15 protein-coding genes are annotated in these 16828 nt (G+C 73.5%); 10 read left to right on the top strand and 5 right to left on the bottom strand.

Annotation, left to right across the window (positions count from 1 at the left end):
• The first annotated feature begins 66 nt into the window (after nucleotides 1-66).
• Both ACIGXE_RS11085 and ACIGXE_RS11080 read left to right on the top strand, forming a co-directional pair.
• Complete coding sequence (locus tag ACIGXE_RS11085) at nucleotides 67-1101, top strand: RNA polymerase sigma-70 factor (protein WP_399745771.1); 1035 nt, start codon at nucleotides 67-69, stop codon at nucleotides 1099-1101.
• 47 nt (nucleotides 1102-1148) lie between these two features.
• Nucleotides 1149-1577: a hypothetical protein gene (locus ACIGXE_RS11080; RefSeq protein WP_399745769.1), complete on the top strand. Its 429-nt coding sequence runs from the start codon at nucleotides 1149-1151 to the stop codon at nucleotides 1575-1577.
• 6 nt (nucleotides 1578-1583) lie between these two features.
• Here ACIGXE_RS11080 and ACIGXE_RS11075 read toward each other — a convergent pair whose 3' ends face one another.
• Nucleotides 1584-2546 (bottom strand): pirin family protein, encoded by a 963-nt coding sequence (locus ACIGXE_RS11075; protein WP_399745767.1) that lies wholly within the window; start codon nucleotides 2544-2546, stop codon nucleotides 1584-1586.
• A 158-nt stretch (nucleotides 2547-2704) separates the two neighbouring features.
• Entirely contained in the window at nucleotides 2705-3223 is a 519-nt protein-coding gene (locus ACIGXE_RS11070; RefSeq protein ID WP_365343789.1) for an SseB family protein, read from the bottom strand.
• Nucleotides 3224-3396: 173 nt separating this feature from the next.
• Between ACIGXE_RS11070 and ACIGXE_RS11065 the strand changes: the two genes are divergently transcribed.
• The 3 genes from ACIGXE_RS11065 (at nucleotide 3397) to ACIGXE_RS11055 (ending at nucleotide 7388) form a co-directional block, all read left to right on the top strand.
• On the top strand, nucleotides 3397-5226 hold the full coding sequence (locus ACIGXE_RS11065) for an acyl-CoA dehydrogenase (RefSeq protein ID WP_399745765.1): 1830 nt from the start codon (nucleotides 3397-3399) through the stop codon (nucleotides 5224-5226).
• A 299-nt stretch (nucleotides 5227-5525) separates the two neighbouring features.
• Nucleotides 5526-6821: a M18 family aminopeptidase gene (locus ACIGXE_RS11060; RefSeq protein ID WP_399745763.1), complete on the top strand. Its 1296-nt coding sequence runs from the start codon at nucleotides 5526-5528 to the stop codon at nucleotides 6819-6821.
• A gap of 9 nt (nucleotides 6822-6830) precedes the next feature.
• Nucleotides 6831-7388 (top strand): DUF6434 domain-containing protein, encoded by a 558-nt coding sequence (locus tag ACIGXE_RS11055; protein WP_399745761.1) that lies wholly within the window; start codon nucleotides 6831-6833, stop codon nucleotides 7386-7388.
• A gap of 65 nt (nucleotides 7389-7453) precedes the next feature.
• Here the strand turns inward: ACIGXE_RS11055 and ACIGXE_RS11050 are convergent, their stop codons facing one another.
• On the bottom strand, nucleotides 7454-9262 hold the full coding sequence (locus tag ACIGXE_RS11050; protein WP_399745759.1) for an NHL domain-containing thioredoxin family protein: 1809 nt from the start codon (nucleotides 9260-9262) through the stop codon (nucleotides 7454-7456).
• 147 nt (nucleotides 9263-9409) lie between these two features.
• Here ACIGXE_RS11050 and ACIGXE_RS11045 point away from each other — a divergent pair, with 147 nt between their 5' ends.
• The 3 genes from ACIGXE_RS11045 to ACIGXE_RS11035 are packed head-to-tail and all read left to right on the top strand — an operon-like array spanning nucleotide 9410 to nucleotide 12192.
• On the top strand, nucleotides 9410-10888 hold the full coding sequence (locus tag ACIGXE_RS11045) for a hypothetical protein (protein WP_399745757.1): 1479 nt from the start codon (nucleotides 9410-9412) through the stop codon (nucleotides 10886-10888).
• Between the two features lie 29 nt (nucleotides 10889-10917).
• Nucleotides 10918-11670, top strand: coding sequence for a hypothetical protein (locus tag ACIGXE_RS11040; protein WP_399745755.1), 753 nt, complete (start codon nucleotides 10918-10920; stop codon nucleotides 11668-11670).
• A gap of 30 nt (nucleotides 11671-11700) precedes the next feature.
• Complete coding sequence (locus tag ACIGXE_RS11035) at nucleotides 11701-12192, top strand: LURP-one-related/scramblase family protein (RefSeq protein ID WP_399745753.1); 492 nt, start codon at nucleotides 11701-11703, stop codon at nucleotides 12190-12192.
• A gap of 53 nt (nucleotides 12193-12245) precedes the next feature.
• Here the strand turns inward: ACIGXE_RS11035 and ACIGXE_RS11030 are convergent, their stop codons facing one another.
• Nucleotides 12246-13445, bottom strand: coding sequence for a trans-sulfuration enzyme family protein (locus tag ACIGXE_RS11030; protein ID WP_399745751.1), 1200 nt, complete (start codon nucleotides 13443-13445; stop codon nucleotides 12246-12248).
• 73 nt (nucleotides 13446-13518) lie between these two features.
• On the opposite strand from ACIGXE_RS11030, the gene ACIGXE_RS11025 reads away from it, so the two are divergent.
• A complete protein-coding gene (locus ACIGXE_RS11025) occupies nucleotides 13519-15060 on the top strand; it encodes a PLP-dependent aminotransferase family protein (RefSeq protein ID WP_399745749.1) in 1542 nt (513 codons plus the stop codon).
• Nucleotides 15061-15126: 66 nt separating this feature from the next.
• A complete protein-coding gene (locus tag ACIGXE_RS11020; protein ID WP_399745747.1) occupies nucleotides 15127-15735 on the top strand; it encodes a hypothetical protein in 609 nt (202 codons plus the stop codon).
• 103 nt (nucleotides 15736-15838) lie between these two features.
• Here ACIGXE_RS11020 and ACIGXE_RS11015 read toward each other — a convergent pair whose 3' ends face one another.
• Nucleotides 15839-16621 carry a carbon-nitrogen family hydrolase gene (locus ACIGXE_RS11015; RefSeq protein WP_399745745.1) on the bottom strand — a complete coding sequence of 261 codons (783 nt, stop codon included), beginning with the start codon at nucleotides 16619-16621 and terminating at the stop codon, nucleotides 15839-15841.
• Between the last annotated feature and the right edge of the window lie 207 nt (nucleotides 16622-16828).

The raw sequence follows: 16828 nt of genomic DNA, 5'->3' as shown, positions 1-16828 counted from the left end.
GGCCGACGCCGTACCCCGTACGGACGGCGTGACCAGGCGTCACCCGCGAAGGAGAGGCACCCAGAGATGACCGGCCGAGCCCCCGACCCGACGGACCGGACGGCCCGCACGGCCCGGACCGACGCAAGCGCCCCGACGGACCGGACCGACGCGGGCGACCCACGCGACCGGACCCCCGCCCCCGACCCGACCGACACGACCGACCCGACGGACCGGACCGACCCGGCCACCGAGATCTTCGTCGCGCACCGCAATCTGCTCTTCACCGTCGCCTACGAGATGCTCGGCTCGGCCGCCGATGCCGAGGACGTCCTCCAGGAGACCTGGCTCCGCTGGGTCAAGGTCGACCTGGCGGGGGTGCGGGACCGGCGCGCGTACCTGGTACGGATCACCACCCGGCAGGCCCTCAACCGGCTGCGCACCCTGCAGCGCCGCAGGGAGGCGTACGTCGGGCAGTGGCTGCCCGAGCCGCTGCTGACCACGCCGGACGTGGCCGAGGACGTCGAGCTGGCGGACAGCCTGTCGATGGCGATGATGCTCGTCCTCGAACGCCTCTCGCCGACCGAGCGCGCCGTCTTCGTGCTCCGCGAGGTCTTCGACGTCGGGTACGACGAGATCGCCGCGGCCGTCGACAGGACCCCCGCGGCCGTCCACCAGATCGCCCACCGCGCCCGCAGGCACGTCGAGGCCGAGCGGCCCCGGGGGCCGGTGTCCCCGCGCGCGGCCCGGGCGGCCGTGGACTCGTTCCGACGCGCGCTGGAGACGGGGGACCCACAGGTGCTGCTCGACGTGCTGGCCCCGCAGGTCGTCCTGGTGAGCGACGGCGGCGGCGTGAAACGGGCCGCGCTGCGGCCCATCGTCGGCGCCGAGAACCTGGTCCGCTTCTACCTCGGCGGCAACACCGGCACGTTCGGCATCACGGTCACGTCCGAGCCCACCGTGGTCAACGGCCAGCCGGCCCTCGCCATGCACCGGGACGGCGAGCTGGACGGCGTCATGACCTTCCGCGTCGAGGACGGCCGCATCACCGGCCTCTACTACGTCCGCAATCCGCAGAAGCTGACGCGGGTCGCGTCGGAGACCCCGCTCACCCTGCGCTGAACCCCCACGAACACCGGAAAGAACACCGGATACGAGGAGTCGACATCATGGCCGGACAGACGATCACCGCACAGCCCACGGCGGCGGCTCGGCGCGGCAGTGGCGGCGTCATGTTCCTGAAGATCTCGGTCGCGCTGCAGACGCTGTCCCTCTTCTTCCAGGCGACCACCGCCGGAATGCTGCTGACCTCCGCGCTCGGCGAGACGCTGCACGGCGTCGGCGCCCGCGTGATGTATGGGGCGTCGATGCTGTACGTGCTGGCCGCGATCCTCGCGTGGCGGCCGGGCGGCGGATCGCCGCGCCCCATCCTGTACGCGAGCGGCTTCCTGGTCCTGGCCTCGGCGCAGGTCGTGCTGGGCATCGCGCACGTGCCGTCGGTGCACCTCCCGCTCGGCGTCCTGATGTTCGGCCTCAGCGTCCTGGACCTGGGCCGGCTGCTGACCGCCCGGACGGCGGCGGTCGGCAGCCGCTCGTAGCGCCGGCTACTCGCCCATCCCGTGCACGGCCGGGATGGTGCCGAGGCGGCCCGCCTGGAAGTCCTCGAAGGCCTGGCGGAGTTCGGCCTGGGTGTTCATGACGAACGGGCCGTAGTGCGCCATCGGCTCGCGGATCGGCCGGCCGCCGAGGAGGACGACCTCCAGGTCCGGGGTGTGCCCGTCCTGCTTCTCGTCGGCGCGGACGGTGAGGGACCCGCCCTTGCCGAAGACGGCGGTCTGCCCCATGTGGACGGGCCGCCGCTCCTTGCCGACGGTGCCGCGGCCGGCCAGGACGTAGGCGAGGCCGTTGAAGTCCTCGCGCCACGGCAGCTCGATCTCGGCGCCGGGACGCAGGGTGGCGTGGAGCATCGTGATCGGGGTGTGGGTGACGCCGGGGCCCTGGTGTCCGTCGAGCTCGCCGGCGATGACGCGGAGCAGCGCGCCGCCGTCGGGGGAGGTGAGCAGCTGGACCTGGCCGCCGCGGATGTCCTGGTAGCGGGGGGCCATCATCTTGTCGGAGGCGGGCAGGTTCACCCACAGCTGGAGGCCGTGGAAGAGGCCGCCGCTGACGACGAGGTGCTCCGGCGGGGCCTCGATGTGGAGCAGGCCGGCGCCCGCGGTCATCCACTGGGTGTCGCCGTTGGTGATGGTGCCGCCACCACCGTTGGAGTCCTGGTGGTCGAAGATCCCGTCGATGATGTACGTGACGGTCTCGAAGCCGCGGTGCGGGTGCCAGGGCGTGCCCTTGGGCTCGCCGGGGGCGTACTCCACCTCGCCCATCTGGTCCATCATGATGAACGGGTCGAGGTACTGGTAGTTGATGCCGGCGAAGGCCCGGCGCACCGGGAAGCCCTCGCCCTCGAAGCCCTGGGGGGCCGTGGTCACGGCGAGCACGGGGCGGGCGACGGCGTCGGCGCTTGCGGCCACGCGCGGCAGGGTGAGCGGGTTCTCGACAGTCACAGCAGGCATCGGGGGACCTCCTTGTGCGACCAGGTTAGTTGAATTCTGAACTTCCTGCCACCCGGAACGCGGAACGCCCGGAAGGAATTCCTCCCGGGCGCTCTCCCCGGACCTTCCGGGCGTTCCCCCAGCCCCTCCGGGCGTTCTCCCAGCCCTTCCGGGCCGCGTCAGCCGTACATCCGGCGCATCGCGTAGTCGACCATCTGCTCGACGGCCTTCGCGTCGAAGACCATCCGGTGGTCGCCCTCCATGTCGAGGACGAAGCCGTAGCCGGTCGGCAGCAGGTCGATCACCTCGGCGCCGGTGATCACGAAGTACTTGGACTCCTTGCCCGCGTACCGCCGCAGCTCCTTGAGCGAGGTGAACATGGGGATCACCGGCTGCTGGGTGTTGTGCAGGGCGAGGAAGCCCGGGTTGTCGCCGCGCGGGCAGTAGACCTTCGAGGTCGCGAAGATCTGCTGGAAGTCCTCGGCGGCGAGCGTGCCGGTCGTGAACGCCCGCACGGCGTCGGCGAGCGAGGGCGGCGACGGCTCCGGGTAGAGCGGCGGCTGCTGGGCGTACCCGCCCTGCATCCCGCCGGCCTGCATGCCCGGCTGCATGCCGGGGTGCATGCCGCCCGGCATCCCCTGCTGCGGAGGCGGGCCGTACTGCTGCTGGGCACCCGGATTCTGCTCGTAGCCGTACATGCGACCCAGCCTATCGAGGCCCGGACGGGGGCTGCGGCCCGCGTCACAGATGTCCGGATAGGGGTTGCCTTTATTACCGGCGGGTAGCATCATCGTAGAGAGCGTGAGCTACTCACGGGTAGTAGTACGTCTACGAGGACATCCGCCTCCCCGATCCTTACGGAGCCGTCGCCATGGGGCACTACAAGTCGAATCTCCGCGACATCGAGTTCAACCTCTTCGAGGTGCTCGGCCGCGACAAGGTGTACGGCACCGGTCCGTTCGAGGAGATGGACGTCGAGACCGCCAAGAGCATCCTCGACGAGATCCGCCGCCTCGCCGAGAACGAGCTGGCCGAGTCCTTCGCCGACGCCGACCGCAACCCGCCGGTCTTCGACCCGGAGACCAACACCGCCCCGGTCCCGGCCTCCTTCAAGAACTCGTACAACGCCTTCATGGAGTCCGAGTACTGGCGCCTGGGCATCCCCGAGGAGATCGGCGGCACCGTCTCCCCGCGCTCGCTCATCTGGGCCTACGCGGAGCTGCTGCTCGGCTCGAACCCGGCCATCTGGATGTACTCCTCCGGCCCGGCGTTCGCCGGCATCCTCTTCCACGAGGGCAACGAGGCGCAGAAGAAGGTCGCGCAGATCGCCGTCGAGAAGCGCTGGGGCTCCACCATGGTGCTCACCGAGCCCGACGCGGGCTCGGACGTCGGCGCCGGCCGCACCAAGGCGGTCCAGCAGGAGGACGGCTCCTGGCACATCGAGGGCGTGAAGCGCTTCATCACCTCCGGTGAGCACGACATGGAGGAGAACATCCTCCACTACGTCCTCGCCCGTCCCGAGGGTGCCGGCCCCGGCACCAAGGGCCTCTCCCTCTTCCTCGTCCCGAAGTACGAGTTCGACTGGGAGACCGGCGAGCTCGGCGCCCGCAACGGCGTCTACGCCACCAACGTCGAGCACAAGATGGGCCTCAAGGCCTCCAACACGTGCGAGATGACCTTCGGCGACAAGCACCCCGCCAAGGGCTGGCTGATCGGCGACAAGCACGACGGCATCCGCCAGATGTTCCTCATCATCGAGTTCGCCCGCATGATGGTCGGCACGAAGGCGATCTCCACCCTCTCCACGGGCTACCTCAACGCCCTGGAGTACGCCAAGGAGCGCGTCCAGGGCACCGACCTGGCGAACTTCATGGACAAGAACGCCCCCAAGGTCACCATCACGCACCACCCGGACGTCCGCCGCTCGCTGATGACGCAGAAGGCGTACGCCGAGGGCATGCGCTCCCTCGTCCTCTACACGGCCTCCGTCCAGGACGCGATCCAGCTCAAGGAGGCGGCGGGCGAGGACGCCAAGGCCCTGCACGGCCTGAACGACCTGCTGCTCCCGATCGTCAAGGGCTACGGCTCCGAGAAGGGCTACGAGCAGCTCGCCCAGTCGCTGCAGACCTTCGGCGGCTCCGGCTTCCTGCAGGAGTACCCGATCGAGCAGTACATCCGGGACTCCAAGATCGACACCCTCTACGAGGGCACCACGGCCATCCAGGGCCAGGACTTCTTCTTCCGCAAGATCGTCCGCGACCAGGGCGCGTCCCTGAACGCGCTGGCCGAGGAGATCAAGAAGTTCCTCGCGGTCGGCACCGGCGGCGAGGAGCTGGCCGGCGCCCGCGACGCGCTCGCCAAGGCGGCCGTCGACCTGGAGGGCATCGTCGGCGCGATGCTCACCGACCTCACCGCCACCGGCGAGGACGTCAAGAACATCTACAAGGTCGGCCTCAACACCACCCGCCTGCTCATGGCGTCCGGTGACGTGGTCGTCGGCTACCTGCTCCTCAAGGGCGCGGCCGTGGCCGCCGAGAAGCTGGCCGCCGGCGCCTCCGGCAAGGACGTCGCCTTCTACCAGGGCAAGATCGCGGCCGCGAAGTTCTTCGCCGCCAACGTCCTGCCCGGCGTCTCCACCGAGCGCCTCCTCGCCGAAGGCGTGGACGGCTCGCTGATGGACCTGGACGAGGCCGCGTTCTAAGTACCGCACAGGTACGCGCCTCGTCCGCATCAGGAACGGCTCGCTCCCGGGGAGGGGGGCGGGCCGTTCCGGCTTTCGTCCGGGCGTCGGTCGTGGCGTCGGTCGTGGCCTTCGTCAGGGTGGCGGTTGTGGCCTTGGGCCCGGCCCTGGTCCGGTGTCGGTTGCGGCCCTCGCCCCGGTGTCGGTGCCGGCCTGGTCCGCCCGGCTCAGGCCGGTTGTCCACAGGCTTGCGCCCCGGTTGTCCACAGGTGTTCGACGACCGCACGTCCGTATTCCGAGATCTGCGTAAGGTGAAGGTCATGAGTAGCGCACCAGTCCGCTTCGACCGCGGCCACACCGATGACCTCATGACCTTCCTGGCGGCCTCGCCGTCGCCGTACCACGTGGTGGCCAACGCGGCCGAGCGGCTGGAGAAGGCGGGCTTCCGCAAGGTCGAGGAGACCGACGCCTGGGACGGCACCCTGGGCGGCAAGTACGTGATCCGCGGCGGCGCGATCATCGCCTGGTACGTGCCCGAGGGCGCCACCCCGCACACCCCGTTCCGGATCGTCGGCGCCCACACCGACTCCCCGAACCTGCGCGTCAAGCCGCAGCCCGACTTCGGCCGCGAGGGCTGGCGCCAGATCGCCGTCGAGATCTACGGCGGACCGCTGCTCAACAGCTGGCTGGACCGGGACCTCGGTCTGGCCGGCCGGCTCACCCTCCGCGACGGCAGCCACCACCTGGTGAACGTCGACCGCCCGCTGCTGCGCGTGCCCCAGCTCGCCATCCACCTGGACCGCCAGGTCAACGAGGGCATGAAGCTGGAGCGCCAGCGCCACATGCAGCCGATCTGGGGCCTCGGCGACGTCCACGAGGGCGACCTGATCACCTTCCTCGCCGCCGAGGCCGGACTCGACGCCGAGGACGTCGCCGGCTGGGACCTGATGGTGCACGCCGTCGAGGCCCCCGCCTACCTCGGCCGCGACCGCGAGCTCCTGGCGGGCCCGCGCATGGACAACCTGATCTCGGTGCACGCCTGCGTCGCCGCCCTCGCCGCCGCGGCCGCCCACGGCGACGACCTGCCCTACGTCCCGGTGCTCGCCGCCTTCGACCACGAGGAGAACGGCTCCGAGGCCGACACCGGCGCCCAGGGCCCCCTCCTCGGCACCGTCCTGGAGCGCTCGGTCTACGCACGCGGCGGCGGCTACGAGGACAAGGCCCGCGCCCTCGCCGGCTCGGTCTGCCTCTCCTCCGACGTCGGCCACGCCGTGCACCCCAACTACAGCGAGCGCCACGACCCCACGCACCACCCCCGTCCCAACGGCGGCCCGATCCTCAAGGTCAACGTCAACCAGCGCTACGCCACCGACGGCAGCGGCCGCGCCGTGTTCGCCGCCGCCTGCGAGAAGGCCGGCGTGCCGTGGCAGTCGTTCGTCTCCAACAACGACATGCCCTGCGGCACCACCATCGGCCCCATCACCGCGGCCCGGCACGGCATCACCACCGTCGACATCGGCGTCGCCTGCCTGTCCATGCACAGCGCCCGCGAGCTGTGCGGCTCCGACGACCCCCACCACCTCGCGAACGCGCTGCTCGCCTTCCTGGAGGGCTAGGACCCGCCGATGCCCGCCGCCCCGGCCGAACGGCCCGCGCTCACCCCGCGGCTGACGGGAGCCGAGCTCCTGCGCTGGTACTGGACGCTCGAGGAACTCACCGTGCTCGCCCGCACCATGGGCCTCTCCGCCGGCGGCGGCAAGGCGGCCGTCACCGCACGCCTCGCGGCCGCCCTCGACGGCCTGCCGCTGCCGCCCGCCCCGGCCCGGCGGCGGACGGCCGGGGCGTCCCGGCAGCTCACCGCGCCGGTCGACGGCAGCACCGTCATACCCGAGGGCCAGCGCTGCAGCCAGGTGCTGCGCGCCTGGTTCCGGTCCGAGCTGGGGCCCTCGTTCCACTTCGACGCGACCATGCGCGCGTACATCGCGGAGAACGCCGGCCGCACCCTGGCCGACGCCGCCCGCCACTGGCACGAGACCCGCGGCGAGGCGGCCCGCCCGCGGGAGATCGGCGCCCAGTTCGAGCTCAACCGCTTCCTGCGGGACTGGCACGCCGCCCGCCCGACGGGCAGCCGCGCCGAGGCCCTCGCGGCCTGGCACGACCACCGCTCCCGCCCCCGCGCCTGAGAAAACGAGGCCCGGGCGGCTTCCCGTCCACCGGGAGGCCGCCCGGACACCGGCGGGCCGAGCGGTCAGGCCTCGCCCGCGTCGTCCATGCCCGCGAGGATCAGCGGCAGCCGGGACGCCCCGCCGTCGCCGACCCGGACCGGGACGCCCCAGTCCTGCTGGTGGACGTGGCAGGCCGGGTACTCGTTGGCCGGGTCGTCGTCGCAGGAGGCGGCCATCGCCGAGACGTGCAGGACGCCCTCGGTCACCTCCGGGTTGAGGTCCAGGTCGCGGAAGAGGTCCGTGCCCTTGCCCTCGCCGGCCAGCAGCAGCTCGGGCGGGGTCGAGGACACCAGGAGCCGGGTCGAGGGACCGTAGCGCTCGTCCAGCTTCTGGCCCTTCGGGGCCTGGAAGACCACGTCGAGACGGAGCCGGCCCGGAGCCACCTCGGTGGCCTCGCGCCGCGTCCGGTGGGCGACCGACTCGACCTGCACGGCCTCCTCCGGAAGACGCAGCCGGGTCAGGCGGTGCCGGGCCGACTCGACGACCACGACGTCCTCGCCGACGACGACCGCGTCGCTGGGCTCGCGCAGATCGGTGGCCAGGGTGGTGACCTCGCCGCTCGCCGGGTCGAAGCGGCGCAGGGCGTGGTTGTACGTGTCGGAGACGGCGACCGAGCCGTCGGGCAGCGCCGTCACGCCCAGCGGGTGCTGGAACAGGGCCTGCTCGGCCGCGCCGTCGCGGTGCCCGAAGTCGAAGAGCCCGGTGCCGACGGCGGTCCGCACGGCGTAGCCGCCACCGTCCGCCTCGACGAAGCGCAGCGCGCTGGTCTCCGAGTCGGCGATCCACAGGCGGTCGGCGGTGGCGGCGAGACCGGACGGCTGCGCGAACCAGGCCTCGGCCGCCGGGCCGTCGACCAGACCCTCGTTGGTGGTGCCGGCCGCGACCTCGACGGTCCGGCTCTCCGGGTCGTACGTCCAGATCTGGTGGACGCCCGCCATGGCGACCCACACCTTGCCCTGCCACCAGGCCACGTCCCACGGCGAGGACAGGTCGACCTCCAGGGCGGGACCGGAGGTGGGGGAGCCCTGCCACCACTGACGGCCGGTGCCGGCGATCCGCTCCACGGCGCCGGTGGCCGGGTCGAGCCGCTTCAGGGCGTGGTTCACGGTGTCGGCGACGACGACCGAACCGTCCGGGAGCAGCGCCAGGCCCTGCGGCTCCCGGAACTCGCCCTCGGCGCCGATCCGCCGTACGACGGTCTCGCCGTCGGCGGCCAGCTCGACGAGCTGGTGCCGGGTGGTGTCGGAGACCAGGAGATTGCCGGACGGCAGCAGGACGGCCTTGCCGGGGAACCGCAGGTCGGTCGCGACCGGCTCCGGCGGCACGTACGGCCCGTCGCCGCGCCGCAGCGTCCCCTTCGCCTCGTGCTCGGCCTCCAGCTCCTCGACCAGCGTCCGGATCGCGTTGGCGTGCCCCTCACCCGCGTGCTGGGCCACCACGTAGCCCTCGGGGTCGATCACGACGAGCGTGGGCCACGCCCGCACCGCGTACTGCTTCCAGGTCGCGAGCTCGGGGTCGTCGAGCACCGGGTGATGCACCTCGTACCGCTCGACGGCGTCGACGACGGCCTGGTGCTCGGCCTCGTGCACGAACTTGGGCGAGTGCACCCCGACGATCACCAGGGTGTCGCGGTGCTTCTCCTCCAGCTCCCGCAGCTCGTCGAGGACGTGCAGGCAGTTGATGCAGCAGAAGGTCCAGAAGTCGAGCAGAACGATCTTTCCCCTCAGGTCCATGAGGGTCAGATCGTCTCCGCCGGTGTTGAGCCAGCCGCCCTTGCCGGTGAGCTCGGGGGCGCGGACACGGGCGCGAGCGCGCACGGAGTCGTCGTTCATGGCTCAAGGGTGCCGCACGGCTCGCCGGACGGGTGAAAGAGGGGGCCGGGTGGCGGGGCGGGGGCGTGTCTTGGCGGGGCCGGCCGCGTCGGGCGTGGTGAGCATGACCGTCGGAACGATCATCCGACTTATGGGCCTGGAGGTGTCGTGCGTCCTGGGTACGCACCGCGGTGGCTGCTGCTGTCGCTGTTACTGCTGCCGGCGGTCCTGCCCGCGTACGCGCCGGCCGCCCGGGCCGGTGGCGCCGGTGACGGTGCGCTCGGCCTGAGCGTCACCGTGAACGGCAGGCCCGCGGGGGCGGGTGTCGTCGTGCGGGCCGGCGGGATCGTCGTCCAGCGGTACCGCCTGGTCAATCACGGCGAGGCGGACCTCCACCGGCTCCGCATCAGCGACCCCGCGGTGCCCGGCGGCCAGGTCCGGTGCCCCGCGCGCCCCCTCCTGGCGCTCCGCTCGGTCGAGTGCGTGGCCCGCTTCCCGGCCCAGGGCGGGCGGCACACCGGCACGGCGCGCGCGACCGGCGACATCCCCTCCCTCGGCCGGCACCCCACCGCGACCGCCCGCTCCGGGTACGAGGGGGTGGCCGGCGCCCTCGCCCTGACCGAGACGGTCCAGGCCGGCCCGCCGGGCACGGCGGCCCTGCGCTACACCGTCACCAACCGCGGCGACCGCGCCGTCCACACGATCCGCCTCACCGACCCCCTGGTGGGCGGCCCCGTGTGCACGGTGCCGCTGCTCGCCCCGGGGCTCACCGCCGGCTGCGCCGCGACGGTACGGCGCGGGCCGGGCGCCTACCGCAGCGAGGGCCTCGCCACCGGCAGCGACCTCGTCGAGACGCTCGGGGAACGCGGCGAACGTCTCCCCGCGCCTCTCCTCACCGCCCGCGCCACGGCAGCCGTCCGCCTGACGGCACCCCGGGCGGTGACTCCGCCCGGGCCGGTGGCTCCCCCGAGGGCGGTGACCCCGCCGACGGCGGCGGCCCCGCCGCGGAACACCGCCGCCCCCTCCACCGCGCCGACGGTACGGACGCCTCCCGGGACCACGGCGGGAGCGGGGACCGGGGCCGGTGCGGGGGCCGGGGCGGGGGCCGGGGCCGGGGGCGTCGCGGGCGCGGCCGGCGCGCCGGGCAACGCCGGTGCCGCGCCAGGGGCGCCGGGAGCCGCCGGAGCGCTCGCGCCCGCCGTCGGAGCCGTACCTCCGGACGTCGCCGCGGTCGTGACGGCGGCGGAAGCGGCTGCCGAGCTGGCCGGGGCGGCCCTGGCCGCGGCCGCCGCGGGTACGGCCACGGCTCCGGGGGCCGCGGCTCCCGGAGCCGCGGCCCAGGTCCCCGGTGCCGCCCCACCGGGGGCCCCGCCACCCGCCGCCGCTGCCCTGCCACCAGGTGCGCGGCCACCGGGAGCCGCCGCCCGGCCGCCGGGGGCACGGCCGCCGGGTGACCGGCCTCCGGCCGCCGTCGGGGAGGTGCCCGCCGCCCGGCCCCCCGCGGTCGTGGCGGGCGACGAGGGGGTGCTGGCGCGTCTGCACCGCCGCTCCCGCGAACTCCCCCACCTCGGGGTCGTCCTGACGCTGCTGCTGATCCTGATCCCCGCCGCCGTCGCCGCCGCGCTGCTCGGCTCACGTCATCACTGAACGCCTCCGGAAAGACCCCGAGAGACCCCATGGCACTGCTGGAAACGCTCCTCGTCGTCTTCTCCGTCGCGCTGGTCGCCGCGCTCGCCGTCCACGCGAAGACCAGGCTCTTCCCGATGCGCGAGGGCGAGGAGCCGCGCGAGGACGTCGCCGAGTACATCTCGATGATGGTGTCGGTCTTCTACGCCCTCGTGCTCGGTCTGTGCCTCGTCTCCGTGTGGGACAACCGCGCCACCGCCGACGACCGCGTCCAGGCCGAGGCGAGCGCGCTGCACCAGACGTACCTCCTGGCCGACGCGCTGCCGGCCGTCCAGCGGCAGCCGGTGCGCGAGGCGGCCCGCGCGTACGCCTCCCATGTCGTGACCGTCGAGTGGCCCCGGATGGCCGAGCGCGAGCCGCTCGGGCCGGAGGGCTGGAACCTGCTCGACCGGCTGCGCGCGGCCGGACAGCTGCAGGGCACCGCCACGACGGGACAGCAGATCGCCGCCCAGGAGGTGCTGGCCCAGATCGGATACGTCGACGACGCCCGGCGCGGCCGGGAGGCGGCCTCGGAGGAACGTCTCTCCGTGGTCCTGTGGGCCGGTCTGGTCATCGGCGGCGTGCTGACGGTGGCCTTCATGTTCCTGTTCGGGCTCAACCGCAGCAGCACCCACGTGATCCTGGTGATGGGCCTGTCGGGCTTCATCGCCTTCACCGTCCTGCTCATCAGCCAGCTGGACGCCCCCTTCGGCACGTCGCTCGGCGTGGCACCGGACCCCTTCACCCGCTACTTCACCGGGTGAGCCCTCGCTCGGACGGGAAGGCATTGCGCCATGAAATACCTGGTACGGGACAAGATCTTCGCCATCGGCGACGACTACTGGATCGAGGACGAGCGGGGCCGCCACGCCTTCCTCGTCGACGGCAAGGCGCTGCGGCTGCGCGACACGCTGGAGGTGAAGGACCCCGACGGGCGGGTCCTGGTGACGCTGCGGCAGAAGATGTTCAGCCTGCGGGACGCGATGACGATCGAGCGGGAGGACCAGCCGCTGGCCACGATCCGCCGCAAACGGCTGTCGCTGCTGCGCAACCACTTCCGGGTCACCCTGGTCGACGGCACCGAACTGGACGTCAGCGGCCGGATCCTGGACCGGGAGTTCACCGTCGAGTACGACGGTGAACTCCTCGCCCACATCTCGCGCCAGTGGTTCCACGTCCGCGACACGTACGCCGTGAACGTGGTCCGCGAGGACGCCGACGCCGCCCTGCTCATCGCGGTCGCGGTGTGCGTGATCCGGATGGCCGAGCGGGAACGCGAGGACTAGGGCGTGTCCGGGAGGTGCCGCCCACCGGCTCCGTGCGGGTGACCCCGTACGGGCTACAGCGCCTTGGCCAAGGCCTGTTCCAGGTCCGCCCACAGGTCCTCGACGTGCTCGATGCCGACCGACAGCCGGACCGTGCCGGGGGCGATGCCCGCCGCCGTCAGGGCCTGTTCGTCGAGCTGCCGGTGGGAGGTCGAGGCCGGGTGCATGACCAGGGTCTTCACGTCGCCGAGGGAGACGCTGAGGGAGGCCACCCGGACGGCTTCGACGAAGGCCCGGCCGGCCTCGCGGCCGCCCGCGAGGTCGAGGGAGACGACGCCGCCGGCCCCGTTCGGGAGGAGGCGGGCCGCCAGCGCGTGGTCCGGATGGCCCGCGACCGCGGGATGGCGGACGGCGGCCACCGCCGGGTGGGCGGCGAGGCGGCGCGCGAGCTCGGCGGCGCTCGCGCTCTGCCGCTCGATGCGCAGCGGCAGGGTCTGCAGTCCGCGCAGCGTCAGCCAGGCGGCGAAGGGGTCGGTGACCGCGCCCTGTTCGACGGCGTGGTGGCGGATCCGGCGGTGCATGGCGACGTCCCGGAAGACGGCGATGCCGCCGAGGACGTCGGCGTGTCCGGCGAGGTACTTGGTCGCGGAGTGGACGACGATGTCGGCGCCGTGCTCGATCGGCCGGCACAGCAGCGGCGAGGCGAAGGTGTTGTCGACGACCGCCGGGACGCCGGCCTCGCGGGCGGCGGCGATCAGCGCGGGCAGGTCGGAGACGCGGGTGGTGGGGTTGGCGATGGTCTCCAGGTAGAGCAGCCGGGTCTCGGGGCGCAGCGCGGCGCGCACCTCGTCCGCGTCGGTGCCGGAGACGTACGTGACCTCGACGCCCCAGCGCGCGGCGAGGTCGGTGAGGACGGCGTAGGTGCCGCCGTACAGGCAGCGCTGGGCGACCACGTGCCCGCCGGTGGAGAGCAGTCCGAGCAGGACGCTGTTGATGGCGCCCATGCCGGAGGCGTACGAGAGGGCGTCGGCGCCGCCCTCCAGGCGGGCGACGGCGGTCTCCAGGGCGCGCACGGTGGGGTTGCCCATGCGGCTGTAGAGGAAGGCGTCCGGCGACTCGAAGGCCTCGGCGAGCGCGTCGGCGCTCTCGAAGGCGAAGACGTGGCCCTGGTGGAGGGGCACGCCGAGCGGCCGGCTGCCGCGGATCTCCGGCTGCGGGGAGTGGACGGCGAGGGTCTCGGGGCGGGACGTTTCGGGAAGGAAGTCGGCGCTCATGACGACCAGTCTGTGGACGGCGGGCTTGCGTCCACAGGACCAATCCCGGCAGATTGGTCCGCCGATGGATCCAATGGCACCCTCCGTGGACGAGCTGGTCGCCTGGCTCGGGCGCTGGTCGGCCGGGCGGGGACCGCTGTACCTGCTGCTCGCCGCCCGCGTACGGCAGTTGATCGACGAGGGCCTGCTGCCGCCGGACGCGCCGCTGCCGCCCGACCGGCGGCTCGCGGCCGCGCTCTCGGTCGGCCGGACGACGGTCGTGGCCGCGTACGACACCCTGCGGCAGGAAGGGCGCCTGGTGCGCCGGCAGGGCAGCGGGACGCGCGTGGCGCCGGCCGTGCTCACCCCGCCGGGGCCGCGGGTGACGGAGACGTCCAACCCGATGTTCCTGCACCTCCTCGAACCCTCCGACGGCGTCATCCTGTTGAGCTGTGCCGCACCGCCGGCGCCGCCGCGCGAACTGGCCGAGGCGTACGCCGGCCTGACCCTGCCGACGGACGACCTCGGCTACCACCCGGCCGGGCTTCCGGCCCTGCGGGCGGCGGTCGCGCGGCGGTACGCGGAGCGGGGCGTCCCGACGGATCCGGCGCAGGTGCTGGTCACCACCGGGGCCCAGCAGGGGATCGGGCTGCTCACCCGGCTCCTGGTGGCGCCCGGCGACGGGGTCCTGGTGGAGGCGCCGAGCTATCCGGGGGCACTCGACCTGTTCCGGGAGGCGGCGGCGGTGCCGCATCCGGTGGCGGTGGGCCCGGACGGGCTCGACGTGCCGACCGCGATCGCGGTGATGGAACGTCACCGCCCGGCACTGGCCTATGTGATCCCGCGTCTCCACAATCCCACCGGCACCGTCCTGCCGCCGCTGCTGGGGCGGCGTCTGGTCGAGGCGGCGGAGGCGTACGGAGTGCCGCTCGTCGACGACGAGGTGCTGAGCGAGCTGCGCTTCGACGGGACCGCCGCGGAGGCCGGTCCGCCGCCCCTCTCCTCGTACGGTACGGAGGTCATCGGCGTCGGTTCGCTCAGCAAGGCGGTCTGGGGCGGTCTGCGGATCGGCTGGGTGCGCGGCCCGGCCCCGCTGATCGCGCGACTGGCCCGCCTGAAGGCCCTGCACGATCTCGGGAGTGACGTTCCGGCGCAGCTGGTGGCGGCCCGGCTGCTCGGCTCCTTCGCCCCGCTCCTGCGGACCAGGCTGGCGGAACTGCGGGCCGGCCACGACCTGCTGCGGGCCGAGCTGGCCCGCCGGCTGCCGTCCTGGGAGTGCCCGCCGGCCGCGGGCGGGCAGACGTTGTGGGTCCGGCTGCCGTATGGCGACGGGGTGTCCTTCGCGCAGCTGGCGCTGCGCCACGGGGTGGCCGTGCTGCCCGGCTCCACCATGGACGCGCTCGGCGGCAGCGCCCGGATGCTGCGACTGCACTTCCTGCTGGCGCCGGACACCCTCGTGGAGGCGGTACGGAGGCTGGCGGCGGCCTGGGAGGAGTACGCGCCCGGGGGCCGGCCGGAGGACCCGGCCGCCGGGCCGGCGGTCCCCGCCGCCGGCGCTCCGGGCGCCGCCGGTGATCCGGGCGCCGCTCCGACCGTCGCCGGTGCTCCCGCCGCCCTGAACGCCATCGCCGTCTGAAGCCTCCGAACCTCCTGGCCTCCTGGCCCTCGATCCCTTCCCCGAACCACCGAAGGAGCCGCCGTCGTGCACACCACGGTCACGCCGTTCACCCTTCTCCCCTGGAAGGAGGGGAAGCGGCCCGGGGTGCGCTCCGGCTGGCGGGGCGTCTCGCCGGAGTTCGGCGAGGTGACGCTCACCTGCCCGCTGCCGCGTACGGCCCCGAACGCGGTGGTCTCGGAGGCGCGCGGCGGCCTGATACCGACGGCCACGTTCGAGGCGCGCGGGATCCACACGGACACCCTGCGGCTGCCGACCCTCAACCGGGCCACCCTGCGGGTCGGCGACCGGCTCGTGTCCATGTCCCGGAACAGATGGGGCGCCACCCTGGAGCAGCGTGCCCTGCTGCTGCGGATCGCGGGCGACCACTTCCGCCTGGCCGCCCTCGGCGCCCGGGGCTACGTGCTGACGCGCGCCGCGGACGCGGAGGACCCGGGCGTCGCGGTCACGGTGCGCGAGTCCGGGCGCGGCACGGGCCGACGCCTGTCGGTCCAGGTGGGCGGGCGCGCGGAGGGCGGCGACCTGGCGCTCGCGCTGATCTTCGCGGGCGTGGACCGCTCGGCCCTGACCCGGGTCGGGGCCGTGCGGTCCGGGGTGCGCCGGGTGGCGGAGCTCTGGGCGGAGGCGAACTCCTAGGGCCCGGCCGTCAGCGACCCCGCGGTCCCCGCACCGGCCCGCCGTCACCGGCCCCCGGTGCCCCGGCCCCCGGCCCCCGGCCCCCGGCCCCCGACGGCGTGCCCTACGGGCGGCCCAGGACCCGGTCCTTCAGTGCCGGGAACTGCTCGCGGGTGGTGGTGACCTTCGCCGGGTCGAGGTCGACCCGCAGGATCTCCTCGCCGGGTCCGGCCTCCGCCAGGACCTCGCCCCAGGGGTCGACGACGATCGAGTGTCCGGCCTGCTCGACACCGGCGTGGGTGCCGGCGGTGCCGCAGGCGAGGACGTACGCCTGGTTCTCGACCGCCCTGGCCTGCGCGAGCAGGGTCCAGTGGGCGCGGCGGCGGGCGGGCCAGCCGGCCGGGACGACGAAGGCCTGCGCGCCGGCGTCCACGAGTCCGCGGAAGAGCTCCGGGAAGCGCAGGTCGTAGCAGGTGGCGACGCCGACGGTGAGCTTCGGCAGGTCGACCGTGACGAGGTCCTCGCCGGCCGCCATCAGGACGGCCTCGCCCTTGTCGAAGCCGAAGCGGTGAATCTTGCGGTAGCTGGCGGCGAGTTCGCCGTCGGGGGAGAAGACCAGCGAGGTGTTGTAGAGGGCGCCGGAGACGGCCTCGACGATCGAGCCCGCGTGCAGCCACACCTCGGCGTCGCGCGCGGCGGCGGACATGGCCTGGTAGGTGGCGCCCTTCAGCGGCTCGGCCTCGGCGGCGAACGCCTCGTACGCGAAGGCGCCCATCGGCCACAGTTCGGGCAGGACCACGAGCTCGGCGGCGCCCCGCTCCTCCCGCACGAGCCGGGCCACGCGGGCCCGCCGGTCCTCGACCGGTTCGTCCGGGTCTACCGCGATCTGGATCAGCGAGGCGCGCACACTACCACCGTCCTGGCATTCGAGCCGTCAACTCCGGCCTACGATCGTCACACGAAAGCACTGCCGGGGTGCCTTCGGGCAGCGTAACTTAGCGACCGAGCCTCCCACCCAGTGATGTTTTCGGCCGCCACAACCGCGTAAAGAACTCCATACCGTCGCCCGCCAGCCCGCCCAGCCCAGCCCGCGCACCGCAGAACCGCCGAGGGG

Source organism: Streptomyces sp. NPDC053431 (assembly GCF_044544925.1).
GTDB lineage: Bacteria > Actinomycetota > Actinomycetes > Streptomycetales > Streptomycetaceae > Streptomyces.
Note: the sequence above shows the minus strand (reverse complement) of the source record. Positions and strands in the feature narration are given on the sequence as shown.

Coding starts and splice junctions, on each gene's coding strand:
- ACIGXE_RS11085 (WP_399745771.1), top strand. CDS start 67: ATGACCGGCCGAGCCCCCGACCCGACGGACCGGACGGCCCGCACGGCC.
- ACIGXE_RS11080 (WP_399745769.1), top strand. CDS start 1,149: ATGGCCGGACAGACGATCACCGCACAGCCCACGGCGGCGGCTCGGCGC.
- ACIGXE_RS11075 (WP_399745767.1), bottom strand. CDS start 2,546: ATGCCTGCTGTGACTGTCGAGAACCCGCTCACCCTGCCGCGCGTGGCC.
- ACIGXE_RS11070 (WP_365343789.1), bottom strand. CDS start 3,223: ATGTACGGCTACGAGCAGAATCCGGGTGCCCAGCAGCAGTACGGCCCG.
- ACIGXE_RS11065 (WP_399745765.1), top strand. CDS start 3,397: ATGGGGCACTACAAGTCGAATCTCCGCGACATCGAGTTCAACCTCTTC.
- ACIGXE_RS11060 (WP_399745763.1), top strand. CDS start 5,526: ATGAGTAGCGCACCAGTCCGCTTCGACCGCGGCCACACCGATGACCTC.
- ACIGXE_RS11055 (WP_399745761.1), top strand. CDS start 6,831: ATGCCCGCCGCCCCGGCCGAACGGCCCGCGCTCACCCCGCGGCTGACG.
- ACIGXE_RS11050 (WP_399745759.1), bottom strand. CDS start 9,262: ATGAACGACGACTCCGTGCGCGCTCGCGCCCGTGTCCGCGCCCCCGAG.
- ACIGXE_RS11040 (WP_399745755.1), top strand. CDS start 10,918: ATGGCACTGCTGGAAACGCTCCTCGTCGTCTTCTCCGTCGCGCTGGTC.
- ACIGXE_RS11035 (WP_399745753.1), top strand. CDS start 11,701: ATGAAATACCTGGTACGGGACAAGATCTTCGCCATCGGCGACGACTAC.
- ACIGXE_RS11030 (WP_399745751.1), bottom strand. CDS start 13,445: ATGAGCGCCGACTTCCTTCCCGAAACGTCCCGCCCCGAGACCCTCGCC.
- ACIGXE_RS11025 (WP_399745749.1), top strand. CDS start 13,519: ATGGCACCCTCCGTGGACGAGCTGGTCGCCTGGCTCGGGCGCTGGTCG.